20 protein-coding genes and 2 pseudogenes are annotated in these 25,661 nt (G+C 71.7%); 11 read left to right on the forward strand and 11 right to left on the reverse strand.

What is annotated here, in order from left to right; translation table 11 throughout:
* Position 1: 1 nt before the first annotated feature.
* The gene (locus ACZ4Z5_RS06720) at positions 2-274 is read right to left on the reverse strand and encodes a phosphopantetheine-binding protein (RefSeq protein ID WP_468257594.1); all 273 of its coding nucleotides are present in this window, start codon (positions 272-274) and stop codon (positions 2-4) included.
* A 245-nt stretch (positions 275-519) separates the two neighbouring features.
* A complete protein-coding gene (locus ACZ4Z5_RS06725; RefSeq protein ID WP_468257597.1) occupies positions 520-1,254 on the reverse strand; it encodes a helix-turn-helix transcriptional regulator in 735 nt (244 codons plus the stop codon).
* A gap of 542 nt (positions 1,255-1,796) precedes the next feature.
* Here ACZ4Z5_RS06725 and ACZ4Z5_RS06730 point away from each other — a divergent pair.
* The 4 genes from ACZ4Z5_RS06730 to ACZ4Z5_RS06745 all read left to right on the forward strand — a co-directional run bounded on the left by ACZ4Z5_RS06730 (position 1,797) and on the right by ACZ4Z5_RS06745 (position 6,356).
* Positions 1,797-3,641: a glycoside hydrolase family 15 protein gene (locus ACZ4Z5_RS06730; protein WP_468257599.1), complete on the forward strand. Its 1,845-nt coding sequence runs from the start codon at positions 1,797-1,799 to the stop codon at positions 3,639-3,641.
* Between the two features lie 250 nt (positions 3,642-3,891).
* Positions 3,892-4,335 (forward strand): SRPBCC family protein, encoded by a 444-nt coding sequence (locus tag ACZ4Z5_RS06735; protein WP_468257602.1) that lies wholly within the window; start codon positions 3,892-3,894, stop codon positions 4,333-4,335.
* A 97-nt stretch (positions 4,336-4,432) separates the two neighbouring features.
* Entirely contained in the window at positions 4,433-4,894 is a 462-nt protein-coding gene (locus ACZ4Z5_RS06740) for a MarR family winged helix-turn-helix transcriptional regulator (protein ID WP_468257605.1), read from the forward strand.
* An 88-nt stretch (positions 4,895-4,982) separates the two neighbouring features.
* Positions 4,983-6,356: a GH1 family beta-glucosidase gene (locus ACZ4Z5_RS06745; RefSeq protein WP_468257607.1), complete on the forward strand. Its 1,374-nt coding sequence runs from the start codon at positions 4,983-4,985 to the stop codon at positions 6,354-6,356.
* A gap of 17 nt (positions 6,357-6,373) precedes the next feature.
* On the opposite strand, the gene ACZ4Z5_RS06750 is transcribed toward ACZ4Z5_RS06745, so the two are convergent.
* The 3 genes and pseudogenes from ACZ4Z5_RS06750 to ACZ4Z5_RS06760 all read right to left on the reverse strand — a co-directional run bounded on the left by ACZ4Z5_RS06750 (position 6,374) and on the right by ACZ4Z5_RS06760 (position 7,719).
* Complete coding sequence (locus tag ACZ4Z5_RS06750; RefSeq protein WP_468257609.1) at positions 6,374-6,718, reverse strand: DUF3817 domain-containing protein; 345 nt, start codon at positions 6,716-6,718, stop codon at positions 6,374-6,376.
* A gap of 2 nt (positions 6,719-6,720) precedes the next feature.
* Positions 6,721-7,130: pseudogene (locus ACZ4Z5_RS06755) on the reverse strand (hypothetical protein).
* Between the two features lie 148 nt (positions 7,131-7,278).
* Positions 7,279-7,719, reverse strand: a complete 441-nt coding sequence (locus ACZ4Z5_RS06760) for a CBS domain-containing protein (RefSeq protein ID WP_468257612.1) — start codon at positions 7,717-7,719, stop codon at positions 7,279-7,281.
* Between the two features lie 333 nt (positions 7,720-8,052).
* Between ACZ4Z5_RS06760 and ACZ4Z5_RS06765 the strand changes: the two genes are divergently transcribed.
* Positions 8,053-8,574 (forward strand): HAD domain-containing protein, encoded by a 522-nt coding sequence (locus ACZ4Z5_RS06765; RefSeq protein WP_468257615.1) that lies wholly within the window; start codon positions 8,053-8,055, stop codon positions 8,572-8,574.
* A 57-nt stretch (positions 8,575-8,631) separates the two neighbouring features.
* Here ACZ4Z5_RS06765 and ACZ4Z5_RS06770 read toward each other — a convergent pair whose 3' ends face one another.
* Both ACZ4Z5_RS06770 and ACZ4Z5_RS06775 read right to left on the reverse strand, forming a co-directional pair.
* Positions 8,632-10,719 carry a tetratricopeptide repeat protein gene (locus ACZ4Z5_RS06770; protein ID WP_468257617.1) on the reverse strand — a complete coding sequence of 696 codons (2,088 nt, stop codon included), beginning with the start codon at positions 10,717-10,719 and terminating at the stop codon, positions 8,632-8,634.
* 78 nt (positions 10,720-10,797) lie between these two features.
* On the reverse strand, positions 10,798-13,137 hold the full coding sequence (locus ACZ4Z5_RS06775; protein WP_468257620.1) for an FxsB family cyclophane-forming radical SAM/SPASM peptide maturase: 2,340 nt from the start codon (positions 13,135-13,137) through the stop codon (positions 10,798-10,800).
* A gap of 409 nt (positions 13,138-13,546) precedes the next feature.
* Between ACZ4Z5_RS06775 and ACZ4Z5_RS06780 the strand changes: the two genes are divergently transcribed.
* Entirely contained in the window at positions 13,547-14,095 is a 549-nt protein-coding gene (locus tag ACZ4Z5_RS06780; protein ID WP_468257622.1) for a GNAT family N-acetyltransferase, read from the forward strand.
* Positions 14,096-14,125: 30 nt separating this feature from the next.
* Here the strand turns inward: ACZ4Z5_RS06780 and ACZ4Z5_RS06785 are convergent, their stop codons facing one another.
* The gene (locus ACZ4Z5_RS06785) at positions 14,126-14,446 is read right to left on the reverse strand and encodes a hypothetical protein (protein ID WP_468257625.1); all 321 of its coding nucleotides are present in this window, start codon (positions 14,444-14,446) and stop codon (positions 14,126-14,128) included.
* A 349-nt stretch (positions 14,447-14,795) separates the two neighbouring features.
* Between ACZ4Z5_RS06785 and ACZ4Z5_RS06790 the strand changes: the two genes are divergently transcribed.
* The gene (locus ACZ4Z5_RS06790) at positions 14,796-15,452 is read left to right on the forward strand and encodes an HAD family hydrolase (RefSeq protein WP_468257628.1); all 657 of its coding nucleotides are present in this window, start codon (positions 14,796-14,798) and stop codon (positions 15,450-15,452) included.
* Positions 15,453-15,864: 412 nt separating this feature from the next.
* Here ACZ4Z5_RS06790 and ACZ4Z5_RS06795 read toward each other — a convergent pair.
* Together ACZ4Z5_RS06795 and ACZ4Z5_RS06800 are read right to left on the reverse strand one after the other, a co-directional pair.
* A pseudogene (locus ACZ4Z5_RS06795) lies at positions 15,865-15,981 on the reverse strand (TetR family transcriptional regulator); the annotation flags it as partial.
* A 79-nt stretch (positions 15,982-16,060) separates the two neighbouring features.
* Complete coding sequence (locus tag ACZ4Z5_RS06800; RefSeq protein ID WP_468257631.1) at positions 16,061-16,714, reverse strand: hypothetical protein; 654 nt, start codon at positions 16,712-16,714, stop codon at positions 16,061-16,063.
* A 662-nt stretch (positions 16,715-17,376) separates the two neighbouring features.
* Here ACZ4Z5_RS06800 and ACZ4Z5_RS06805 point away from each other — a divergent pair.
* Positions 17,377-17,673: a hypothetical protein gene (locus tag ACZ4Z5_RS06805; protein WP_468257633.1), complete on the forward strand. Its 297-nt coding sequence runs from the start codon at positions 17,377-17,379 to the stop codon at positions 17,671-17,673.
* A gap of 514 nt (positions 17,674-18,187) precedes the next feature.
* Complete coding sequence (locus tag ACZ4Z5_RS06810; RefSeq protein WP_468257636.1) at positions 18,188-18,574, forward strand: hypothetical protein; 387 nt, start codon at positions 18,188-18,190, stop codon at positions 18,572-18,574.
* Positions 18,575-18,600: 26 nt separating this feature from the next.
* On the opposite strand, the gene ACZ4Z5_RS06815 is transcribed toward ACZ4Z5_RS06810, so the two are convergent.
* Positions 18,601-19,437 carry a hypothetical protein gene (locus ACZ4Z5_RS06815; protein ID WP_468257638.1) on the reverse strand — a complete coding sequence of 279 codons (837 nt, stop codon included), beginning with the start codon at positions 19,435-19,437 and terminating at the stop codon, positions 18,601-18,603.
* A gap of 214 nt (positions 19,438-19,651) precedes the next feature.
* Here ACZ4Z5_RS06815 and ACZ4Z5_RS06820 point away from each other — a divergent pair, with 214 nt between their 5' ends.
* Together ACZ4Z5_RS06820 and ACZ4Z5_RS06825 are read left to right on the forward strand one after the other, a co-directional pair.
* Complete coding sequence (locus ACZ4Z5_RS06820; protein ID WP_468257640.1) at positions 19,652-20,518, forward strand: DUF4132 domain-containing protein; 867 nt, start codon at positions 19,652-19,654, stop codon at positions 20,516-20,518.
* A 41-nt stretch (positions 20,519-20,559) separates the two neighbouring features.
* On the forward strand, positions 20,560-25,437 hold the full coding sequence (locus tag ACZ4Z5_RS06825; RefSeq protein ID WP_468257708.1) for a DNA-binding protein: 4,878 nt from the start codon (positions 20,560-20,562) through the stop codon (positions 25,435-25,437).
* Positions 25,438-25,661: the final 224 nt, after the last annotated feature.

The following is a 25,661-nucleotide window of genomic DNA, read 5'->3' on the forward strand; positions in this document are numbered from 1 at the left end:
GTCAGGCCTGGTCCGCGTCGCGTGCGTCGTCGATGAGGTCGAGCACGGACTCCGCGAACTCGTTCAGCCCGGGGCTCTCGAACACGTTGAGCAGCGGGATGTCCACACCGAACCGCGTCCGCAGGGCCGCCACGATCCGGGTGGCGATCAGTGAGTCGACACCGAGTTCCAGCATGTTGTCGTCGAGACGGACCTCCGGCAGCTCGAGGACCTCGGCGGTCACGGCGAGCACCGCGGACTCGACGTCCGCGAGGGTGGCCGACGTAGTTGACATCGCGTGTTCCGTTTCTGTCATGGGCTGTGGTGCACGTGCGGGCCGTGGTACGGGTGCGGCCCGGCTGGGCGTGCGTGGTGAGTCCCGCGGTGGGGGCGGCGAGCGGAAGTCGCCGCGCGGGGTGAGGCCGTGGTGGCGCACACGAGCGTGCGCCGCCACGGTGAAGTGAAGATCGCGCTGGTCCGGTGGGCCGTGTGCCGGTTCCCGGTCGACCCGGCGATCAACTTAGGAGCGGCTCACAGGGGTCAGCAAGCGTCCTCGGAGAGAAAACTCGGCATAAACCTGCCACCGCTTCCCACGGCTACGGAGCCGCGCCGGGGGAGCCGCGGCACGTTCAGCAATCCGAGCTCGGCCGCCTTGAGCCCCGCCTCGAAACGGGTGTTGACGGCCAGCGACTTGAGGATCGCGGCGACGTGCCGGCGGTAGGTGCGGACCGACACGTTCATCTGCCGTGCGGCCGCGTCGTCCTTCATCCCGCAGCCGAGCATCCGCAGCACCTGGATCTGGGTCGTGTCCAGTTGCGGGGCACGCGCCACGCGCCGCGGCTGGATCAGCTCCGCGGCGTGCTCCCACAGCACCTGCTGGAACTGATGCAGGGCGTTCACGGCGTCCCGGCGGGCGACCAGGATCTGCGGCTGCCCCTCCCGCGTGCTGGCGTGCACGATGGCGAGCCCGGTGCCCACCACGGCCAGGTTGGGCAGCGGTCCGGTGGAGACGCGGATGAGGGCCCCTTCCGCCGCGAGGCGGACGACGAGAGTGCGGGCCCCGGGTTCAAGACCGGTGGACTGGCCGAGCAGCAGCCGCAGACGGCGGCCGCGTCCGACGACCTCGCGGCGTACGAGCTGCGAGAAGTCGGAGGCCGGCCGGTTCACCGTTTCGACGGCGAAGCGGCCGGTCAGATGGACGGTCCCGTGGTCGGGCGGGAGCTCGGCGAGGCCCTGGTGCAGCACCTCGCAGACCATGACCGGGTCTCCGGCCATGACGTCCTGGGTGGTCCATTGCTGTGTTAATTCCTGTCTGGCGCGGTGGACGGCCCACCGCTGGTCGGCTGTCTGCACGACACCCCTTCCCCCCAGTGTCGGGCGCCGGTTCCGGGTGGGTCTCGACGCCCGACTGCAACCCGGTGGATCGCGGTGTTGCGATCTCCCGTTTCGAGGGTGAGCCTAGGTCGCGAGGGGTAAGTCGAGGAAGAGTCAAAGACATTGACGGGCCGTCACACCGGGCTCGACCTGCCGTGGCCGCGTCGGGCCGAGGACTTCCGGCGCCAGGCGCACGGCGCGTGGGGCCGTCCCGACGACCGTGACGGAACGTGTCCGGACGTGTCCATTCGGTGATGTCCCGCTGCTCCGGGGGCTCGCGTCTCAGGCCCGCTCCCAGCAGGGGACGCACTCCTCGCAGGAGATGCGCTGCTCGTCGCAGACTCTTCGTGGGAGAGGTGACCCGAGAGGCCTCCCGTGCGATCGCGCGTACGCTGAAGGTGACGTCTGCACTCGCGGGCCGGGGGAGGCAGGAGTCTGCTGCCATGATCCAGGCATCCCCGGACCCGGCGCCGCCGGCCGGGCCGCCCCGATACCTGCCGATCGCCGAACACGGACTGATCGGCGACATGCGTACCGTCGCACTGGTGGGCACCAACGGCACCATCGACTGGTACTGCTGCCCGCGCTTCGACGCGCCCAGCGTCTTCGCCTCCATCCTCGACGCGGACCGGGGCGGGTCCTTCGAGCTCGCCCCGGACGCGCCGGCGAAGACCAGGCAGTTCTACTTCCCCGACACCAATGTGCTGATCACCCGGTTCCTCACCGAGGAGGGGGTCGGCGAGGTGCAGGACTTCATGCCGGTGACCGCGGACGGCGACGCGGGCGACGCGGACCGGCACCGGCTGATCCGGCGGGTCGTCTGCGTACGTGGTTCGATGCCGTTCCGGGCGCGGGTGGCTCCACGCTTCGGATACGGAGAGCTGCCGCACACCGCGCGGCGGCAGGACGGCGTGGTGCTTTTCGAGTCCGAGGGCCTCGCGCTGGCGCTGACCGCCACCGTGGCGGTCGAGTGCGACGGCCGGGACGTCACGTCGGACTTCAAACTCGTCGAGGGCGAGTCCGCGGTGTTCGCCCTCGACCGGGTCGGTGACGATGTGTCACCTCGCGTATGTCCGCACGCCGAGGCGGAGGACCAGTTCGTCGCGACAGTGCGGTTCTGGAGGCGCTGGCTGTCGGCCTCCCGCTACCGCGGCCGCTGGCGCGAGACGGTGCACCGTTCCGCGCTGACGCTCAAACTGCTCACCTACGCCCCGACCGGAGCGATCGTCGCCGCGCCGACCACGAGCATGCCCGAACAGACAGGCGGGGAGCGCAACTGGGACTACCGGTACGTATGGATCCGGGACGCCGCCTTCTGCATCTACGCGCTGCTGCGCCTGGGATTCACCGACGAGGCCCAGTCGTTCATGCGCTTCCTGACCGAGCGCATCAGCCGCCGCGGTGACGGCCCCTCGGGGCCGCTGCAGATCATGTACGGCATCGACGGGCGCACCGACCTGACCGAACGCGAACTCCCGCACCTGGAGGGCTTCGAGGGGTCCGCACCGGTGCGGGTCGGGAACGCCGCGGCCGACCAGCTCCAACTCGACATCTACGGGGCGCTCGTCGACTCGATCTACCTCTACGACAAGTGGGGCCAGCCCATCTCCAGCGACGACTGGGACGACGTGTGTGCCGTGGTCGACTGGGTGTGCGGCCACTGGAACCAGCCGGACGAGGGCATCTGGGAGACCCGGGGCGGCCGCAAGAACTTCCTCTACTCGAAGCTGATGTGCTGGGTCGCGATCGAACGCGCCATGCGGATGGCCGCCCGTCGCGGGCTGCCCGCCGACATCATCCACTGGCGGGAGACCCGCGACGCGATCTACCGGCACATCATGCGCAGCGGATGGTCCGAGGCCCGCCGGGCGTTCGTCCAGCACGAGGACGACGACGTCCTCGACGCGGCGGTCCTGATGATGCCGCTGTCCAAGTTCCTGTCCCCGACCGACCCGAAGTGGCTCTCCACGCTCGACGCGCTCTCCGCGGACCTCGTCTCCGACTCGCTCGTCTACCGCTACGACCCGCAGGCCAGCCCGGACGGCCTGCGCGGGGAGGAGGGCACCTTCGCGATCTGCTCCTTCTGGTACGTGGAGGCCCTCGCGCGTGCCGGCCGCGTCGACGAGGCGCGACTGGCCTTCGAGAAGATGCTGACCTACGCCAATCATCTGGGTCTGTACGCCGAGGAGATCAGCCGCACCGGTGACCAACAGGGCAACTTCCCGCAGGCGTTCACCCATCTCGCACTGATCAGTGCCGCCTTCAACCTCGACCGGGCGCTCGGCTGACGCCGCGGCCGGAGCGGCGACGGGCGTCCGGTGTCACTCGTGGCGGCGGTGGCGTCCTCGACCACGACGGCGTCGGCCGGCGGCACCTGCGTGCTGCGGTGCCACCGCGCCGCCGCCCTGCGGCTCGTCGGCCCCTGTCGCCTGGACCACTCCATCGCTCCTGCCCCTGCGCCGCTCGCGTCGTCGGCCGGTTCCTTTCACGCCGGCAACCGGACTTGCCGGCCAATTAATAAGCGCGCATACTATTCGCATGATGACTCTTGCTCACGCCCGGATCGTCTCCACCGCGTCGCCGTCCGCCTTCTTCGAACGCTGGGAAGACATGGCCACCTGGCCGCAGTGGAGCCATGACACCGAATGGGTGCGCCTGGACGGTCCGTTCAGTGAAGGATCGACCGGTGTCATCAAGCCCAGGGGCGGCCCCAAGGTCGCGTTCGTCATCTCGGTCCTCGTCCCGGACCGCGAGTTCACCGATGTCTCCACGCTGCTCGGCGCCCGGCTGACCTTCCGGCACCTGGCCGAACGCACCGCGGAGGGCACCACCCGCGTCGATGTCGTGGTCACCCTGTCCGGCCCGCTGGCACGCCTCTGGGAACGCGTCCTGGGCAAGGGCATCAAGGCGACGCTGCAGGAGGACCTCGACCGCCTGGCCGCGGCGGTCGAGGCTGCGCAGGACGCGCAGACCGCCGTATGACGGATCCCGGCGTGGCGCGGCGGCATCGTCTCCAGGCGCAGCAGCCGACGGCGGGTGGCGGAGCCGTCTCCCGCGCCCGTGCCGCTAGGGTCACCTCATGACCGACCGTGAACCCAGGCTGGCCAGCGGATTCTCCGAAGCCGAGGAGAGCCCGGGGCTGCTGCTGTGGCAGGTCACCAACCGGTGGCAGTCCGCACAGCGCGCCGCCCTCAAACCCTTCGGCCTCACCCATGTGCAGTTCGTGCTCCTGGCATCACTGACCTGGCTCCAGGCGGAGGGCCCGGTGACCCAGCGGAGGCTCGCCGACCATGCCGCCACCGATCCGATGATGACCTCGCAGGTCCTCCGCGCACTGGAGAGCCGGAGCCTGGTCGAGCGCGGGCCCCACCCCCACGACGGACGCGCCCGCGCCCTCGCGGTGACGGACGAGGGCCGGGCCCTGGCAAACCGCGCGGTCGTCGCGGTCGAGGCGTGCGACGCGCGGTTCTTCGCCGCCCTGGGCGCCGGGGCCGACACCTTCGCGTACGCCCTGCGGTCGCTCAAGCACGCCGTGCCGTAGGGCTCCCGGACGGCGGTCCGCCCGGCGGTCGCCCAGCGGTCCTTGCGGTGGTCTGTCGGCGGGGGACACGCCGGGCTAGGGTCCGGCCATGACGACGCCCTCCCCGACACCGCTGCCCGCCTTCCCGCCCGGCTTCCTGTGGGGCGCGTCCGCATCCGCGTACCAGACCGAGGGCGCGGCAGACACCGACGGCAAGGGCCCGTCCGGCTGGGACGCCTTCGCCGCGGAACCGGGCCGCATCAAGGACGGCGCGGACGCGTCCCGGGGCACCGGCTTCCTCGACCGCTACCGTGAGGACGTCGCCCTGCTCGCCGGACTCGGAGCCGGGGCCTTCCGCTTCTCCATCAGCTGGCCCCGGGTGATCCCCGGCGGCAGCGGCCCGGTCAACGCCGCGGGGCTCGGCTTCTACGACCGCCTCGTCGACGAGCTCTGCGCCCACGGCATCACCCCCGCGCCGACCCTCTACCACTGGGACACGCCACTGCCCCTGGAGGAGGCGGGAGGCTGGCTGAACCGCGACACGGCCGCCCGCTTCGCGGATTACGCCGCGGTCGTCGTCGAACGCCTCGGGGACCGGGTCCCCATGTGGATCACCATCAACGAGCCCGCCGAAGTGACCCTGCTCGGCTACGCCCTCGGAGAGCACGCCCCCGGCAGGCGGCTCCTCTTCGACGCGCTGCCCGCCGCCCATCACCAGCTGCTCGCCCATGGGCTCGCCGTCCGGGCCCTCCGGGCGGCCGGCGCCACCGATATCGGCCTCGCCGTCTCCCACTCCCCGGTCCGCGCGGCGAGCGCCGCCGAACAGGACCGCGCGGCCGCCGACCTCTACGACACCCTCACCAACCGGCTCTTCTCGGACCCGCTCCTCACCGGGCGCTACCCCGAGGGGTTCGACGCCCTGATGCCGGGCCCGGTCGCCGACGACCTCGCCGTGATCGCCGAACCCCTCGACTGGTACGGCGTCAACTACTACAACCCCATGCTCGTCGGCGCGCCCTCTCCCGAGGCGCTCGGCTCGTACGCCGGTCTCGGCATGCCCGACGAACTTCCCTTCGGCCTGCGGGAGATACCCGACGCCGAGCGGACCGCGTTCGGCTGGCCGGTCGTACCCGACGGTCTCCGCGAACTGCTCGTGACCCTCGGGGAACGCTACGGCGACCGCCTCCCGCCCGTCCACATCACCGAGAACGGCTGTTCCTACGACGGTCTCGACGACACCCGCCGCATCGCGTTCCTCGACGGCCACCTGCGGGCGCTGCACCGTGCCGTCGAGGCGGGCGTCGACGTGCGCGGCTACTTCGTCTGGTCCCTGACCGACAACATCGAGTGGGCCGAAGGGGCCGCCCAGCGCTTCGGCCTCGTCCACGTCGACTACGAGACCCTGGAGCGCACCCCGAAGGCCTCGTACGCCTGGTACCGGGACGTCATCCGCGCCCAGCGGGAGGGGGCGTCAGGGCGCTGACATGCCGGGACACGAGGTCACCCGCCCCGAGGGGGCACCCGCCCCGAGGTGCCGGCCGGTCGGGAGCCGTTCCCCCGGCGTGGGGACGCAGGCGCGGGACCCGGGTGCGGGACCCGGGCGAGCCGTCGCAGGACGAGGACGCCGCCGACACCGGGCACCAGCGCCGTCGCCGTCGTCCGCCGCCCCGACCGGGGATGACGGGCGGCGGCGATGACGACGAACACGTACGCACATCCGTGCGCGGGTCCCGCCAGGGACGACACGGCGGGCCAGTGCACTGTCGCGAGATTGAGCAACAGAGCGGCGAGGGAGAGCAGTTCGGCGACGGCGGCGGTGCGCAGCAGCCGTTCGGATGCGGGCACCGTCAGGCTCCCGTGGTGGAGCCGGGGCGGACGACCATCAGCACGGTGACCACGGCCCAGAGGACGTTGAACACGCCGGTGTACATGGCCAGTCGTGCGCTCGCCCGGCCGGTGTCGCCGTCATCCGGCGCCGCCGTGCCGGGCTGCCCGGCCAGGTCGGCGATGATGCGCTCTGGCGGGGGAGCACCAGCAGCACCAGCACACCGGCCGCCGCCGCGGTCAGCAGGACCGACACGATCAGCCGTGTGTCGCCCAGCACCCCCATGCTGCTCACGGTCGCCAGTCCGAACACGGGCACCGCGACGCCGACTCCGGCGTAGACCCGGCAGATCCGGTGCAGGGTGCGCAGGACACCGGGATGGTGACCGCCGCCGGGATCCGCGAGGACCCTGCGAACGGTGGGAGGGAACATGCTGGCCGCGACGGTCACCGGCCCGATCGCGCGACCGCTTCCGACGCGTCGTCGGAACGAACCCGCACGCCTACCGCGCCGCGTTCCAGGGGCCGCCCGCGGACTGATCCACGGACGGCCCCGACGACTGTTTCCTCCACGCGACCGGTCAGGCGGTGGCGTACACCCGGGTCACGAATTCGGCGATCTGCGCGTCCGACAGGTTCCTGGCGAGTTCGGCCTCGCTGATCATGCCGACCAGCTGGTGGCCGTGCCGTACGTCGATGACCGGCAGGCGCTTGATCTGGTGCTGCTCCATCGTCTCGAGCGCCTCGGTGGCGGCGGCGTCCGCGTCGATCCAGTGCAGCTGCCCGGAGAGCGAACCGGCCTGGACCTCGGCCGGGTCGAGGCCCTCGGCACAGCACTGCACGACGATGTCGCGGTCGGTGATCAGGCCCGTGAGCCTGTTGTTGTCGCCGCATATCGGCAGACAACCGACGTTGAGATCGCGCATGAGCGTCGCCGCTTCCTTGAGCGACTGGTGCGCGCCGATGCACTGGACGCCGCTGTTCATGATGTCGCGTGCGGTGAGACGGGTGTCCCCGGTCATGGCTTCCTCCTCAGCCCCGGTGGGCAGCGGGCAGGCACGCCCGACTGCGGACCGTCCGGCCCTGCTGCCTCGGGCCCGACGGCATCTGCATTCAGCTGTGCCGAGCACGTTCTCCACGGGACGCGCTCCCCCTCCAGGGTCGCCTCCCGCCACCGCCTTCGCATCCGCGCGTGGCCGGCACCCGGCGGGGTGATACGGCAGGGGCGTGAGCGGCTGCCGCCGGGGGAGCGGGGACGGGGGCGCGGCCGTGGACGCGGGCGGACTCGGCGAGTGGCGGTGAGCCGCCCCTCACACGCCCGCAAACGCCACGAGGTGATCGACTACCGTGCAGTGGTGATACGTCCCCTACAGCGGCCCCTGCTCTTCCTCGACGTCGACGGCCCCCTCATTCCCTTCGGAGCGACGCCGCAACAGCTCCCTGACGGGTATCCGGTGTACCCGACGGGCAACGGTCCACTGGACGAGGCGGAGAATCCGCTGCTCGCCAGGATCGATCCGGCGCACGGCCCCCGATTGCCGGCGCTCCCGTGCGACCTCGTGTGGGCCACGACATGGATGTCGGATGCGAACGAGTGCATCGCACCGCGGGCCGGTCTGCCGGAGCTGCCCGCGGTGGTCTGGCCGGACCCCTCCGACGAGACGGAGCCCGGCGAACTCCACTGGAAGACCCGTGCGCTGTGCGACTGGGCGGACGGACGCCCGTTCGCCTGGGTCGACGACGAGATCGGCAATGCGGACCGCGCCTGGGTGGCGTCGCACCACCCGGGGCGCGCCCTCCTCCATCGCGTCGACCCCCGGTACGGCCTCGTGGACGACGACTTCGCCACCCTGGACGCGTGGCTGCGGGCGGACTGACGTCGGAACACGCCACGGCCTCGTCGGCAGCGGGTACGGGCCGGGACTCGGGTACCGCTACCCGTCGGCCTGCGGCGTGTCCTCCGAGAGGAAGCGCCTGATGTCCTCCGCCAGGGGGTCCTGGAGCTCGTCCAGGATCGCGATGGCCTCGCCGAGGACCCGGTCTCCCTCGGCGGAGCGGCCGTCGGCGCAGAGCTGCTTGCCCAGTTCGGCGAGCGAGGACGCCAGGCCGAACACATCCCCGACCCGGCGCCTGACGTCCGCGGCCTGTTCGTACCGCGCGATCGCCTCGGCGGTACGGCCGGTGGTACGGCAGACGTCGCCGAGACCGTGCAGCGACAGCGCCTCGGTGGGCAGATCGGCCGTCGTACGCGCACCGGCCAGGGCCCGCTCGTACTCGGTGTACGCCTGGGCCGGCCGACCGAGGAGCAGCTCCAGGGCGCCGACCTCCGTCAGCGCGATCGCCTCGCCACGCCGGTCACCGATCTCGCGGTGGACGACGAGTGCCTGCCGCTGCCCGTCGAGCGCCTCGGCGTGCCGTCCCAGCAGGCGCAGCGTCCACGCGAGGTTGTACATGCTGGTGGCCTCCCACCGGCGGTCGTGGATCTCCCGGCTGATCCGCAGCGCGTCGCCGAAGTGCCCGAGTGCGCTCCCATGGCGCCCCATGTCGGTCTCGGCTCCGCCGAGGCAGGTCAGACTCCATGCCTCCGCCCAGGCGTCGCCCGAGCGGCGTGCCGCGCCCAGGGCGATCGTCGAGAGGTCGAAGCGGTAGGTGTCGAGCCGCCGTAGACGCAGGAAGTACACCAGTGCCACCGGAAGTTTCCACGCCATGTCGTCGAAGCCGAGCTCGACGGCCTGGTCGACTGCGGGGATCAGGCTGAGCAGCTCGGAGTCGCACCAGGCGAGTGCGGCGCTCGCATCCGTGAACGGCGTCCGCCCGTGGTCCGGCTCCGGGTCGAGCGGCACATGCCGCCGTTCGGGGGCGAGCACACGGTCGGCGGCGTCCGCCATCCGGAGGTAGAACGACAGCTCCCGCTGCACGGCAGCCGCTCGTTCCTCCGCCGTGTCCTCCTCCTCCAGCCGCTCGCGCGCATAGTCGCGGAGCAGGTCGTGGTACCGGAAGCGTCTCTCCGCCATCTGTTCGACCATGTTGACGGCGCCGAGCGCGCGCAGGATGCGCCGGGTCTCGCTCTCGGGACGGCCGATCAGAGCGGCGGCCGCCGGCAAGGAGAAGTCGGGCCCGGCGTGCAGCGCGAGCAGGCGGAATGCACGGCCGATGGGCGAGGGTAATTCCTGGTAGGACCACGAGAGCACCGCACGGACCTCCGTTCCGTCGTCCAGTGTGGACAGAGCTGTGAGCCGGTCGCGGTCGCCGGCGAGATCTTCCATCAGCTCGCCGAGGTGCGTCGTGGCACTCGCCTGCTGCGCCGCGATCCTCACCGTGAGCGGCAGGCGACCGCAGCGAAGCACCAGCCGGGTGGCGCCTTCGGTGTCCTGATGACCTGACAGTCGTTGGAACAGTTCGACCGCCTGGGGGGTGTCGAGCGGCATGACGGGGAGAGGCGTCGCCCCGTCCACCGCTGTCAGGCTACCGAGTCGGCTCCTGCTTGTGACGAGCGTGAAGCAGCCAGGCGACGACGGAAGCAGCGGCCGTACCTGGTCTGTGCTGCTGGCGTTGTCGGCCACCACGAGGAGTCGTTTCCCGTCGGCCAGGGAGCGGAAGAGCGCCGACAGGGTGTCCAGGTCGCCTGCCAGACGGTCGGTCGGCACGTTCATCGCGCTGAGGAACCCACGGAGGACGTCCTCGGGTTGGAGGGGAGCACGACGGTCGTAGCCGCAGAGGTTGACGTAGAGCTGGCCGTCGGGAAAGGCGTGCTTCACCGCGTGGGCCCAGTGGACGGCCAGGGCGCTCTTGCCGACCCCCGCGGGTCCGGAGATCATCGCGATGCCGTTCTCGGTGGCGGCGAGCTCGTCGAGTCTGAAAATGGCGTCCGCGCGATCCGTGAAATGCGTTGCTGCCCGGGGGAGTTGCCGTGGCACCGGCAGGACGGTCTGCCCGCCGTTCACGCCGCCGTAGATGGTCCCGGCCTGGACGACGTTCGCGGCCCGGCCGAGGAAGGCGTTCTCACTGCCGTCTGCGGTCATGTGCCCTCACTCCGGCGGTCGGTGCTTGCTCGTGTCACGGTGACGGTGGTTCGTCGGCAGTATTGCGGAGCCCGCGGGTCAGGCACCGGCCAATCGGTCGATCGAGGCACGCAGGCCGACCGTGAACCGGAGGCCTGCAGGGGCCGGTGACGCGTCGGTCATCAGAGCGTCCACCATGCTGTCCGCCCGGTCCAGATGGCGCCGGAACGCCACGTCGGCCTCACGCCGCTCCCCGGGCGTGGCCGTGAGCAGGGGATCGGTCGCGCGTGCGTGCCACAGCTCCGCGAGCGCGAGGTCCGCGTAGAGCCCGTGGAGGGCCTGCTCCGCCGCCACAGGGCCGGGCCACCACGGCACCGTGACGGGCGGCGGATCCGGCGCGGAGAAAAACTCGTACACGTCCAGCAGCGCTGCCAGCTTGGTGTGCTGGAACGCGCGGAGCAGAGCACCGGCGAGGTCCGCAACCACCCTGTCGACGGGCCCCTCCGGTAGCCCCACGCACACCGCGCCAAAGGCCCGTGGCGGAGGACGCCGGGCACCGTACCCCTGGTCGTCCGCGGAGGTACGGAGCGGGACGACTGCCCGCAGCCCTGCCCTCAGCGGGGTGGCGTAATGGGGGACGAGCCGCGACAGTTCGTCCCCGGCGCGGGTCAGGACGCTTCGCCAGCGCTCCCACTGCGCTGCCGGGAGCCTGCCCAGAGCAGGCCGGCCGTCAGCGGCGCGGTACGGATCGAGGTCGTCGACGGCGACGGGCAGCGACGGTGCGATGAGCCGCCTGACACCGAACCACTCACCCGTCTCCGGGCCGGCCCGTTCCAGGGACAGGACAGCGGTCGGCCCGTCGGCCCGGACCCGTGCGGCGCCCGTGCCCGGCAGATGCACCAGACCGGATCGTACCGGCAGGGACAGGCGTATCCCGGCTCCCGCCCGCCGGGCGACGGCCGCCGCGACGCATGCGATGTGCGCGAGGTTCCGTTCGGGGGCGGAGCCCGCCGAGCCGGCCGTGGTCAGACAGTGGGCAGCCCATGCCTGCACGAAGGGGTGGCACAGGACCTCCGCCGTCTCCTCCGGGTGGCTGCCGTCGAGTTCGATCAGCAGATCCCGGCCTGCCGAGGCCGCCGCACCCAGTTCCGTCCCGGTGACGGGCGGGGGCATGCCCGCGATCAGGGCCCGGGTCAGCGAAAGCTGCATGGCTCGCAGGGCAGCCATGCCTTCGGCGGTCCCCGCACCGGCGGCGAAGACGGCGAACGCACCCGCCGGCAGATGACGGTCGGCGGGCGGCCGGGAATTCCCGCCGCCGGAAGCCGCGGTCACCGCGGACCGCGCCGCGGGAACCTCCGTCGCCAGCACGCGGAGATCGTCGCAGTACACCGACGGGTTGTCGAAGCCGTTCCCCGGGCGGTAACGATGGGCGTACAGCCCGCCTCCGCAGGTGCGCAGCACCGGGCAGGCCGCGCAGGTCGCACACAGCTCCGCATGGCGTTCGTTCCGCGCCGCGATCCCCGGATGGGACAGCAGGCGGTCGACGCTGTGGGTGACGACGGACATGCCGGTCGCGGGCGCACCGGCATAGGCGGTCTTCAGTGAATCCGCCTGCTCCCACGACCCGTCGGTGTCCACCACGGCCAGTGCCACCGGTCGGAGCCCCACCGCTTCGCTGCCGCTGGGCTCGCCCCGTGAGGCCGCCGTCAGGGCGTCGAACAGCCGGATCGGGACCGGCATGCCGTCGGTGAGCCAGCGGGAGTGGATGCGGCCCAGCCAGGCGGCATAGGGCGCCGGGATCGCTCCGTGCCCGGGCGGCGGGTCCGCCCATGTCGCGTGCGGGAACAGGAAGTCCAGGCGTGGCGGGGACTCGGCGAGCAGTGCCTCGTAAACGGAGATCGGGTCGTTCGCCGTGTCCACGGTGCACAGGATTCCGCCGTAGAGATGACGGAACTCCGGGCGCCGCAGCAGGGCGAGGCCTCGGAGGACCTTGGCATGACTGCTGCGGCCGTTCGCGTAGCGACGATGCCGGTCGTTTGACGCCCGGTCGCCGTCGAGGGAGACGCCGATCTGCACACCGTGGGCGTCGAACAGTCCGCAGAACCGTTCGCTGAGCGTGACGCCGTTGGTCTGGACGTGCAGGCTGAGCGCGGTGACGTCGTCCAGAACCGTCCGGAGGGTTTCGAGGATCCCCCGCATGCGCGTGATGCCGAGCAGGAGCGGTTCACCGCCGTGGAGGGTGATGCGGACCATGGGCAGACGGTGGGCACGGGCGTGCTCCGCTATGCGGGCCGCCACCTGCGCGACGACTTCCTGACCCATCGTCCGGGGTTTCTCCCGCCAGCTCTGATCGGCATGCTCGTACACATAGCAGTGATCGCAGGCCAGATCGCAGCCGCCGTGGACCTTCAGGACGAACTGGTCGATGTACGGAGGCACTCACCGCCCCCGATATCGGACTGGAAGACGGCCATCCGCGTGGGAGCGGGGGATCCGATTTCCGAATTGAAAGCGGCCATGGTGTGCACGGGTGCCCGGGGATTCAGGATCCGTGTCCGGAATTCCGCCGCAAGGCCGGCCGAATCGGCGAACAGCCCCGCGAGCGGGATGCTTTGGATATCGGGGAGCGGGCGCCCTGGGGGATCGTTGTCGCTCATGGTCACCTTGTTCTGCCTCGGGGAAGGAGAGGGGCCATTGAGAGTGCGCGGTTCCCGTACCGTGAGGACGGTGCTCGATCCATGAATCCGGAGCCGACGAGCGCCTCACCGATGCCGTCAGAGTAGCACTGGGCCCCTCTGCGTTCCCAGTCCTCGGATATTCGCGGAGTCGGGGTCGTAGACTCGGGCCGATGAGTAGGGAAGCAGCTCAACCCACAGACGTCGTACTGCGGTTGGTCACCGCCGACGACGAGGAGAGATTCCTCGAACTCGCCCGGATGAGCGCCGATCTTCACCATCCCTGGGTCGGAATACCTCGGACGCCCAGTGGATTCTCGGCCTATCTGGCCAGATCCGACCAGGTCACCGCCGTCTGCATGGTGCTCTGTCTCGCAGACGAGGGCGACCTCGTCGGAATGATCAATATCAACGGCATCGTTCACGAGCCCTACCAGCGCGGTGTGCTCGGATATGCCGTGTTCCTGCCCTATGCGAGGCAGGGATACATGTCCGTGGGTGTGGCGCTCGCGGTTCGCCACGCATTCGAGGAATTGGGCCTCCATCGGGTGGAAGCCGATATCCAGCCCGGCAACACCGCGTCGCGGGAACTCGTTCGGCGGCTCGGCTTCCGGAAGGAGGGGCTCTCGCCGGGTTTCATCCGGATCGACGGAGTCTGGCGGGACCATGAACGCTGGGCGATCACCAGGGACATGGCACCCCTCCTCGCCGGGCGTGAGTGATCCGCGGTCCGGTGCGCCGGGCGGCGCGGATCACTGGATGGTGAGCCCACCGTGGATGTCCCGGGCCTGGACGACGTTCTTCGCCTGGCCGTTGAAGGAGTTGGCGACGCTGTCTCCCGCGGCCTGGTTCCACAGCGACTCGCACTCCTGGCGGAACGACGGGTCTCGGGTGAACTCCTCGTCGAGCGCGGTCGCGAGCTGCGTCCGGGAATCCAGCTCCCCCGAACGGCCGGCGAAACGCTCCCTGATCCTCCGGGCCAGGGCCGGCAGGGCGGCTCCGGTGGCTTCACCCGCCCCGGTGGCGATACCCGCGACGAGAGCACCGGCGATGGCAAGGGACAAAGGGTCCATACGGGTCCTCCATGAGGCATGGGTGGAGTGTCCATCATGCGGCTCTCGCCGGGTGGATGCCAGAGGGCCAGGCGGCGCTCCCGCGACGCACCGGCCGCCCGAGGCGATGGCCGGCCGACGCTCCGGGACGTGAACGGGCCGACTTTGCCGAGGATTTCTGCGGGCGGTCGGGCGGTCGGTCGGTCGGTCGGTCGGCGTGGCCACGCGGCCACCGGCCGTAGCGGCGCGAGGCGGCCGACTCCCCTCGGACCGGAGAGGGTTGAGCGGGCCGGGCCCCGGACTTCGGTCCGGGGCCCGGCTCGTTCGCCTGTCCGTTGGTGCCCGGAGCGACCCGCTACGCTGTTCGATCATGACGCCTGCTCCCGTTGAACTGGTCATCTTCGACTGTGACGGTGTGCTCGTGGACAGCGAGCGGATCTGTGTCGCGGTCGACGCGAAGATCGCGGCCGACCTGGGGTGCGCTTTCACCGAGGCCGAGATCATCGAACGGTTCGTGGGCTCGTCCACCGAGGTTTACACGGCAGCGATGGAGGAGCGGCTCGGCCGGCGCCTGGAGAAGGACTGGCTGAAGCGCTACGAGCATCTGTACGAGGAGGCCTTCGAAGCCGGACTGACCGCCGTCGACGGCGTGACGGAAGCCCTCGACCGTCTGGACGCACCGTTTTGCGTCGCATCGAACGGGCACCCCGACGGCATCCGGCGAAGCCTGGAGATCACCGCACTGAGCGGCTACTTCGGGGACCGCGTGTTCAGTGCCGTCGACGTCCCGAGGGGCAAGCCGGCGCCGGACCTCTTCCTGCACGCGGCGCGCTCCCTGGGCGTGGAGCCCGCAAGGTGCGCGGTGATCGAGGACAGTGTCTACGGAGTGGAGGCCGCCCGCGCCGCCGGGATGCGGGCCTTCGGCTACCACGGCGGGCTGACACCTGCCGCTCGGCTACGAGGTCCGGGCGCCGTGCTGTTCGACGACATGCGGGACCTGCCCGGCCTGCTGGCGACGGCCGGCTGAACCCGCGGCGCCCGCGGCCGGGGCGGGACGGGCGACGGCTACGGCGTGAGGACGACCTTGCCGGCGACCTTTCCGGACTCCGCCAGCGCACGGCGTCCGCGACGCGGGCGAGCGGGATCTCGGCGGCGATCCGCGGGGTGATCTCCCCTGGTTGCATCGCCGCGAGGACCTGGCCGAGGTCGTGTTGCAGGCGGCTGCGGAAGCGGTCCTTGCCGAACGCCTGTCCGGCCCACGCATTGAAGAAGCACGCACGTCGGCCGTTGGGCAGGGGACACACCGGTCGCCTCCATGGCGACGACCACCTGGCCCACACCCGCGCGGGGCACTGGACCACGGCGGAAGCCCAGCCCTTCCGGCTCCACCTCGCCAGACAGGACCACCTCGACACGTTCCGTCATAGGTTGTAACTCGATATGAGCTCGGTGATCGGCTCGTCGCGGCTCGGGAAGTAGCGGTGGAGCGCGGGTCCGCTCATGCCCATCTGCTTGGCGATCGCGTTGAGCGAGAGCCCGGACGCGCCGGACGCGGCACCGCGAAACGCTCGGCCGGGCCGCGCCGCCCGCCCGCCGTCCCCGGTGGGCGGGCAGGGCGGCGGAGGAGTGGCCGCGTCAGCCCCACTCGGGCGGTGGGTAGAGATCGGACTGGTTGCTGCTTCCCACGTCGGCGAAGGCGAGGGCCTCCTCGTACCTGCGGTGCCGGCCCGAAGTGCCCCGCGCGCCGGGGGGATCGGGCTTGACCAGGTGGCCGTCGGCGGCGAGGGTCTGGACCCGTTGGAGCACCGCCCTCAGCTCCACGCCGAGTTCGTTCGCGACGACTTGCAGGTCCAGGCCCGACTGCCAGCTCCAGATCAGCACGGAGTCCATCGCCGTGGACCATACGGGCGCCATCGGCTGGGTGTCGAACCAGGTGTCGTCGAGGGGGACCCCCGGCGCCGCGACAGTGGGTTGGGGAGGCGGTGGTACGTACGGTGGCGGCGGGGGAACTGTGGGCGCGGCCTCCGCCCGCTGATAGGGGAAGCGGGAATCGGTCATGGGCTCGGCGGGATCCTCGACGGGCTTCTCCGGCATGGCCGTCAGCAGATTGGCCGCCACGGTGCGCGCACCCTCCCGGCCCACGGTCCGGCGCGCCAGGCGCACCTCGCGTTCCTGGAGGCCCATCATGCCGGCCACACTTCCGTCGTCGCCTACCACCACTGCGAATGCGGCGAGCTTCCGCGTACGGTCGGCCTGTGCCTCGTCCAGGGCGCTCTGCGCCTCCCGCACCCGATCGTCGCTGGAGCAGAAGGCTTTCGCCAGGATTGTATTTCTTTCCCATAGCTCACGCGGTTCCACGTGCACACAAACCCTCGAGGCGGCCTTCAGGACGCGCTGTTCGAGCGCAATCAACCCGAAGAGAGTCAAAAGCTAAAGGTAGCCGAGATCGCTGACGATAAGCCGCGGCCGGTGCCTGAGGCGGTCCCGGGGCCGTATGCGAAGCCCGTGTGCGGCGCCGGGCTGTGTGTGCGGCTGTGTGCCGATTGGCGTGTCGAACGGGAGACCGGGGTGCGTCCGTGCGACTGTGCGCGACTGCCGTCGTCGACCCAGCCCGCACGGCGGTCGAACGGTCGTCGGAAAGCGGAACGGACGGAGGGATTCCATGTGTGTGGCATTTTCCGTTCTGATAGTCATATCCGCGCCATGCGTCTACCTCATTCGCCGGGCCTTTCTGCATGGGATACTCTCTTCGCTCATTGCTATAGCCTGCGCTCGTGTATCGCACCGAGGCCCCCCAAGTGTGATGATCTTCTCTTGAGTGGGAGTTGTTCATGGGAACGGCAGGAAAATTCAATGCCGGGTTGTGGAAGATTTTCGTGTGTCTGCAACGCAAACCAGGAGAGTCAATGGGTATCGGTCAGGTTATTTCCCCTTCTATGACGGCGCGGGGAATGATGACGGACCCCCGCCGTCCGCCCGGCGCGCGGGAGTGCGATCACCGTCCCGCGCCGCCGTCCGGCGAGGAGTCCCCGCTGGCCCCGCCCGACCCCGGCAGGCGGCTGACCGTCGCCCTGGCCGCGGACGACAGGCGCCGCCTGGAGTTGCAGGCCGCCCTCATCTCGGCGGGTGTCGCGCCGCTGGGCGGTGACGCCGAGACGATCGAGGCCCTGTGCGGGCTCGATGACACGATCGTCGCGACGGTCGTGCGGTGGATCACCGCTCCCGTCTCGCTGACCGCAGCCGGCTGACACCGCCCCACCGGTTCCCGGCCGCGGCCCACCGCTCCGTCAGCGGCACATCGGCTTGGTCCGGGCAGCGGCATGCCGACTTCGTGCGAACCGGCGGAAAACGCGGCCGGGATTCGCCGTGCGAGGATTCGTGGCCGGGAATCACCGTCACGGAATGGCGGTGCGGGATCGCGTCGGCCGGCGGAATCACGTCGGTGTGGCGGATTCCCGTCAGTGGGCGGAATCGTGACGGTGTGCGGCGTGCCGTGGGCCGGACCGTGCCGCGCCCCCCGGTGGACGGAACGGCGCCCGTGCCCGGAATCGTGCGGGTCCGCGGTTTTCTGCCGGTCCGCCAGGAGAGGCCGGGACCACGCCCGTTCGGGTGTGGAGACAGAACGAATGGATGTCCCCGCTCTGTGCGGAGGACCGCGAGTGGAGAGCCGCGCTTCATGCGCCCGGCCATGGATGATCCTGAGCAGGGCGTTGCCCGGGTCCTGACGGGCACGGCCTTCGACTGAACCCCTACGCTGCCCGCATGGGATACGCATTCGAGTTCGAGCGCCAGGCCCCCGGTGGCGCCTTCGGTTTGAACGGCCGGCAGATGGGGTTCGTCCGGGAGGTCATGAGGGAGGCGGGTGCCGCCGCCGGACAGGGGTTGGAGCAGGCGCTTCGTCTGCCCGGATTCGAGCCGAACGGACAGACCGCGGACATGGAGAAGTTCCTCTCCAACGCCGACTGGCATGTCGGTCCGGACGAAGCTGCCTTCATCGCCTCACGTCTGCGCCTCGCGGTGGACGGTGGCGTGGTAACCGAGTTGATGTCGTTCTTCGACGACGTGCCCGAGGACGCCGGGCAGTGGGTCGACGACTTCGCCGGCTTCAACGAGCGATCCGTCGCCCACGACGGTTACCGTGTGAGGTAGTTCCGTACGGCGGCCGCCGCGCCGCCTCACGGCCTCTCGAACACCTGGAGCACCCCGCCGACGGAGAAGCACAACGCGCCGGTGAGGGTCCCCCAGTCCGCGAGGGCCACGTTCACCAGGCTGCCGGTGTGGGGCCTGGTGAAGCCCGCCAACGCCGAGACCAGGAACAGCACGGACCCGAACTGGTTGACGGCGACGATCCACCAGCCGAGGTCGTGCGCGCGGATCCCCGGCCGGCCGTGGCACACCTCCAGCAGGGCGAGGTGACCGGAGATCAGGAACAGCAGACATCCGGCCGCATCGGGGGCCCAGACGAGCCGGTTCACCTGCTGGGCCGAGAGGCCCTGGAGGAACGAGGTGAGCAGGCTGATGCCGAACACGAGCGTCCCGGCGAACAGTACGAAGGCGCTGAGCCAGCCGATCCGCATGGGCTCGTAGCTCCACCACCGCCAGCGGTGCGTCTCCAGCGCATCGGACGACTCACCCCGCCGGGGCGCGTTGACCACCTGGAGGAGGGAGGCGTAGCCGCCGGTGTTGAAGAACAGCCCGCCCGCGAAGTAGACGGAGGCGATCGTCGTCGGATCGTAGGAGCCCAGGGAGAGTGCCGCGCCCAGCGCGAACAGCGCCCCGCCCACCGTGAAGGCGGCGGCAGCGATGTCGTTGAGCACCCGCAGACGACGCAGGGCGACCGCGTCCGCGGGCCGCGGGACCGCCTCCGGCACTCCTGCGGGCCGTACGGCGAGCACACCGCGTTTGCGCACCGCGCGCGACTCCCAGACCGCGGTGCCGCCCCCGGCCAGCCGCCAGGTCAGCCTCGTGGTGAACGGCCCCGCCCCCTCGGCGACATCCTCGGTGTGACCCACGGGCCAAGCGTAGTGATCGGCTCCGCCCGGACCGCCGCACGACCTGCTGACGGACACCGGACGCCCGGCCCGTGCCCCCGCGGTTCACCCACCCGGTCCTCCGTTGTCAGTGGCGGTCGATAGTGTCCCGCCCATACCGCAGCCCAGGGGGATGGGAGTTCCCCCTGTCCGGGCTGCGCGGATCCGGACGGGACACGGCGAGGGGCACGGACTGATGGGTTGGGTGTCGGCGGGCGAAGGGTATGAGATCGCCCTGGTGGAGGGCCGGGTGACGGCGCGGGCCGTCGGCGGTCGGTCGGCGGGGCGGCAGTTGAAGACCATCCCCAAGGCCCTGCGCGACCATCCGGAGGTGGACCGGCTGCGCCGGCTCGCCGAATGGCTGGACCGTCACGATGCCGCCTGCGTCGCACAGGTGGACACCTGGATGGTGTCCGCGCTGCCGGTGCCGACCGCGCTGCTCGCCAGGGTCTGGCCGGATGTGGCCTGGCAGAGCGCGCTGCGCGACCTCGCGGTGGTCGGCGACGACCCGGACGAGGTGGGCTTCCTGCGGGACGCCACCGACTCCGGCGAACTGCGGGTGGTCAACCTCGACGGCGAGACCGTACGGCTCTCCCCCCGCACCGTCACCCTGCCGCACCCCGTACTGCTCCCCGACCTGGAGGACGTACGGGAGTTCGCCGCCGAACTGGACATCGTGCAGCGGGTCGAACAGATCCACCGTGCCACCTGGGTGAAGCCGGACGACGTGAAGGCCGCCGCCACCGAGGTCCGTGACTTCGCGGGCGGGGTCTTCCCGTCCAGGTTCAGCCTGGCCGCGCGTGCCACCGGGCTCGGCTACCGGGTCTCCGGGGGCTACGCCACCTGCAAGGTCCGCGACGAGGGACGCGGTCTCGAGGCGGCCGTCTGGATCGGCGAGCCCTACTGGGAGGACGAGTCCACCACCGGCGCCCTCAGCTGGCACGACGAGAACGGCCGCGTGGTGCGACTGGGCGAGGTCGGGCCGGTGGCCTGGTCGGAGGGGATGCGGATGGCGGCGGCGCTGTACGCCGGCCGCAAGATCGAAGAGGGCGGGAACGCGTGAACACCACCACTGACAACAGCGGCACGACCGCGAACGGAGCCATGAGCGAGGCCCGGCTGCTGCTCGACGCCGGCGCCGTACTGCCGACCGGTACAAAGGACGCCGGTCCGTCCGCGGTCGAACTGACCGCCCGGGCATACCGCCACCCCGGCCTGGACGACGAGCGTGTCGTCGTCCGGCTGGCCGCCGCCGAACTCGGCGCCGCGGAGGACCTCGCCGCGGGATTCCTCGGGCTGGTCCCCGACGGCGAGCCGGCCGAGGTCGGCCTCGGCCGGCGCCAGGCCCTCGGCTTCCCCGAATGGGTTCTGGTGCACCACCCGGAGGACGGCCACCACGCCCTCGCCCTCGTGCCCGAACTGGATCGCGTGGCCCGGCAGGCCAAGAGCAAGCCCAAGGCCGCCCTCGACGCCTGCCATGAACTGGCCGGCCGGCTGGCCGCGGCCGTACCGCACTTCCTGCCCGTCTTCTACGAGCAGGCCGCCCGCACGTTCCTCGCGGTGGACAACGCCACCTACGCCTCCCAGCTGTTCGCCCGTGCCCGCACCAGCGAGGCACAGCACGGACTGACCGTCGACGAGGACCGGCTGGACGCCGTCTTCCTCGAATTCGCCCTGGCCGGCGCGCTGCCGGTGAAGGTGCTCACCTCCTACGCGAGAGAACTCGCCGCACGCGTGCCCGCCGCCGAGGCCTACGAGCGCTTCCGCCGCCTGTGCGTACGCCGCACCGCCGGCGGACTGCCGCCCTCCGCACAGAGCGCCGTCGAGCTGCGCCGGCTCGCCCGCAACGCGGGCCTGCGCGGCCCCGACGCCGAGCAGGAGTACCTCGCCGAGCTGCTGCCCCTGCCCGCCACCCTGCGCGCCGCCCTCGGCTGGTGGAAGGCCCACCGTGCCGCCCTCATCGCCCTCGCCCGCCGCGAACCGGCCGTGCGCGGCACCCTGCTGGGGATGATGCCGGCCGGCGGAGAAGGAGGCGAACTCTCCGCCCTCTGGCTGGGGATACTGGAGGAGTCCGGCGCCACCGCCGGGCTCGTCGCCGACGACGTACCCGCCGAACAGCGCTGCGCGGACGGCACCGCAGGCTGGCTGGAGCGCTTCCACACCGCCCGCTGCTCGGGCTGGGGCTGGCGACACCCGCTGCCGCTCCTGCTCGACCTGGTCGCACGCGCTGCCGGCCGGCTCCGCGCAGAACTCGCCGAGCCCGGACGGGAGGACGGGCTGAGGATCGGCGTCCAGGACGTCAACCTGCTCGATCTGCTGCTGTCCCTGGACGTCCCGGTCGCCGCCCCGGCCGACAACGCCGCACTCCACCTGGAGGCCTGGGCCGACGCCGAGGAGCGCCGGGACCTCGTTCCCCTGGCCACCGACGAGCGTTTCCGGGCCGCCTTCCACCGCGCCGCCGACGGCCTCAACGACAACTCCTCCGGACGCGAAACCCTCAGGCTGCTGGCCGGAGTGCCGGGCGGCCGCACCATGCTCACCGAATGGATGCGCCGGGTCGCCCGCGAGTCCGCCGCCGCCGGCCTGCCGCAGCTCCCCGACGCCATCCGGCGGCTGACCTGGCTCCCCGCCGAGGCGCTGTCCCTCGCCGAGGAGGACGTGGCCGCCGCGGCCGCGACCGACGTCGGCGACATCCTCGCCCGCACCCTGCGCGGCGGCCTGTTCGACGAACTGGCCTGGCCCGCATGGGAGACCGCGGTCGCCGAACTGACACCCGGCAACGGCCACCAGGACCTGACCGTCGTGGACGCCTGGCCCTGCCTGATCGTCGCCAACCAGACCCAGGTGCGGGTCATCGACGCCGATTCCACCGTGCTCACCCACGACCTGCGGATCCCGGGCGGCTCCCAGTACACCCACGGCTTCCACTACGTCGACGGCGACCTGCTGGTCTTCTGGCGGTCGTGGCACCGCGGCGACACCCAGGGCTACTGGCTGAGCGCCCCGCACGACATCCTCACCCTGGACACCGGGAACAGCCCCTGGCGGCTCCGCTCCGACAACGTGACCCTGCCGGTCGCCGGCGGTGGCCGCACCACCGGTGCGGGCCTGCTGCACCGTGGCGACACCAAGCTGCCCGACGAGCGGATGATCATCTCCGACGGCACCTCCCACTGGGTCTGGGACCACAGCGAGCGGCCCTCCGGCTGGCGCGAGTACGACCCCGCCACCGGCACCCTGGGGCGGCTCTCCCTGCCCGGATTCCTCGCCGACGCGCTGGGAACCCATCCGCAGGACAGCAGACTCGCCGCGAGCGGAAGCTGGCTGCGGCCCGCACCGGCCGTCGAAGGCTCGGCGCTCGGCACACCCGGCGGCGGCCTCCTCGGCTGGCGCGCCGTCCGCACCCCCCAGGGCTGGCACTGCTCCGACACCGCGGGCCGAAGCGTCACCGCGCCGAAGGGCACCCAGATGCCCGTCGCCGCACTCACCCTCCCCGGCGACGACCGCCCACGGGCCGTGTCCCGGGACTGGTACGACGTCTGCCTCGCCGACACCGACGGGGTGATCACCAACCGCGCCCGGCTCGACAACCAGCGGGGATACTTCGCCCCCACCAGTCGACGGCTCCCGCCCGTCACCCACTGGTACTGCCTGCGCCCCCGCGACCCCGAGGGCTCCGCGGTGCTCAGGGCCGCGGACCGCGACACCGCCGCCGCGCTCATCGAGGCCGCTGCCGCGGTCGGGAAGGCCGAGGAACTCCAGACCCTGGTGAAGGACGCACTGCCGCAGATCACCGACCCGGCGCTCGTCGAGGGCGTCGCCGCGGTGCTCGGATTCGCGCTCACCCAGCGGGCCGCCCTGGACGACGTCACCGCGCGCCTCGCCTCCGGCAGCACCGGGGGAGCGGCCGAGTACGTCCCCGACGGTCCGGTCGACCGGCTGCTCGATGACGCGCTGACCGGACTGACCGGTTCTGGGTACTACCGCTGGGGAGGCGAGACCGACGCCGTCTTCCGCTACCTCCGCGCCATGTCGGCCGCGGGCGCCGACCGCGGCACTCCCGGCGTGCCAGGCCGGCTCCACCACGCCCTGCCGGTGCTTCCCCACTCCGCACTGACGTGGACCCCCTGGCTCGACGAGCCGGCCGCCGTCGCCTACCGCGCCGTCGCCCTCGGCACCGGCGAGAAGGAGCGGGCAGCCCTGTTCACCCTGCTGCGCGAAGTGGACGCCCTGGGACTCGCGTCCGCCGAGGGCTCCACCGGCCGCTGGCGCCGTGTCCTCGTCCACCTCGAACACCGCCATCTGCTGCGACCGGACGGCAGCCAGCGTCCCGCACACCACCGCAGCATCCTCCCGCTCGGCGACGGAGCCTTCCTCGCCATGACCGAGCACTGCGAATCGGTCACCGACGGCTACGAGTTCGGAGCGCTCTTCCACGACCCCGGCGGCCGCTTCCAGGTGCCCGGGCCGTACACCCTGCGCGGGGACGCCCCGCTCGGCGAACGGGAGCGCGACGCCGACTGGCTGACGGCCTTCCTCACCGTCGCCGCCGGACACGGCCCGGCACCCTGGCTCCCGGAAGCCGCAGAGGAGTTCGGCCGGCTCACCGGAGTGCCCGGCACCCTGGCCCGGCTGCTGATCGCCGGCCTGCCGCACGTCGACAGCTACCAGCGCAACTTCCTCCCCTCCGAACTCCGCACCGCCCTCGGCGTCAAGGCGGCCGACGCGGCACTCGCCCGCGACGACCTCAAGAACCTGCCCCCGGGACTCCGGCGCACCCTGGTCGCGGCGCTGCTGCCCGCCGATCCGGCCCGTCTGTGGACGGACGGCCCCGACGTGGCCGCCGCCGCGGAGGTGTGGAACAAGCGGGTGGGCCGCCGCACCCCCGTACCCGACTGGCTGCTCACCGAGGCGGCACGCGCCGTCCGGACCTCCTGGTCCGCCGACCGCTCACTGCCCGCGCTGCTCGACCCCGCCGCGGCGAGACCCCTCAGCACCGACGTGCCGTGGGCGGTCAAGGGGGACCGGGTGGCACCCCGTGAGCCGGACGCCGACGCCTTCTCCGGGACGGTGCTCACCGGCGCGGTCGCCATGGCGGCGTGGCTGGCGCACCGGCTCCCGGCCGGCGACCCGCACCGGGCCGCCCTGCCGACCGCGCTCACCGCGGTGCGGCAGCGGCTCACCGCCCCCGAACTGCTCCTCGATCTGGACCGGTTCGTCAGCCTCAGCGGCTTCCGCAAGGCCGCCGGCGCGCCCACCGCCACCGGGGACGGCTACGAGCAGTACGGCGCGGTCGTGATGGCCACCCATGACGACCAGCCCTCGCCGGCCGTCCGCCCGGCACTGCTGGACTCCACCGGGTCCGACCCGTACCTGCCGGTGCTGCGCGACGTCGACCAGCGGCCCTTCCCCGCGGAGACCGCCCTGCGGATCGTGCACGACGCGCGGTTCGCGGCGCTGCTCGCCGACCCGGGCGCCCCCGCGGCGGGCTCCGCGGACGCCGACGGCACCTGGTGGCCGCAGGACCCGGGCCGCTCGGTGCCCGAAATCGTCGCCGAGGTCTCCGCCGAGTACGGCCTGGGCGCTGACGCCGCGATCCTCTATCTGATGCTGCTCGCCATGCCCGACCCGACCGACCGCAACACCGCCCGCTGGACGGGCTGGAAGCCGGCCCGGCTCAAGGCCGCCCGCGCCGAACTGACCGACACCGAACTGGTCGTGTCGGCCGGCCGCAGCCGCGCGGGACGTTCGCTGTTCCTGCCCGGCGGGTGGGTCGAGACATCGTCCCCGACGCTGCCGCTCGAACAGTGGAAGCTCCCGATGTACGACTTGGTCGCCGACCGGCACCCGGTCCTCGGTGTGCTCGTCCCCGCCGAACCCGCAGCCGGGCTCTACCGCAGGGCCTGGCAGCGGATCCGAGAGGGAGACGCGCCGCGCTTCGAGGAGCTGAAGGTCAAGGCCCGGCGAGGACGCCGCCGCTGACACGGCGCGTCCCACCACCGGCGTGGCGTACCCCCCTCGGGTGCGCTACGCCTCCGGGCCCGGCCCCGGCCCGGCGCCCCGATGGTCCGGGGCGCCGCCCGTCCGGGTGCCTGCCCGCTCCGCCCCCTGAGCCCCGCTCCCCGACTCCGACCGCCACCCCACCGGTCCGGCACCCACGGTTCCGCACCATCCGCTCCGCACCACCGACTTCGCAACGAAAAGGA

The organism is Streptomyces sp. NPDC030222, assembly GCF_055573115.1.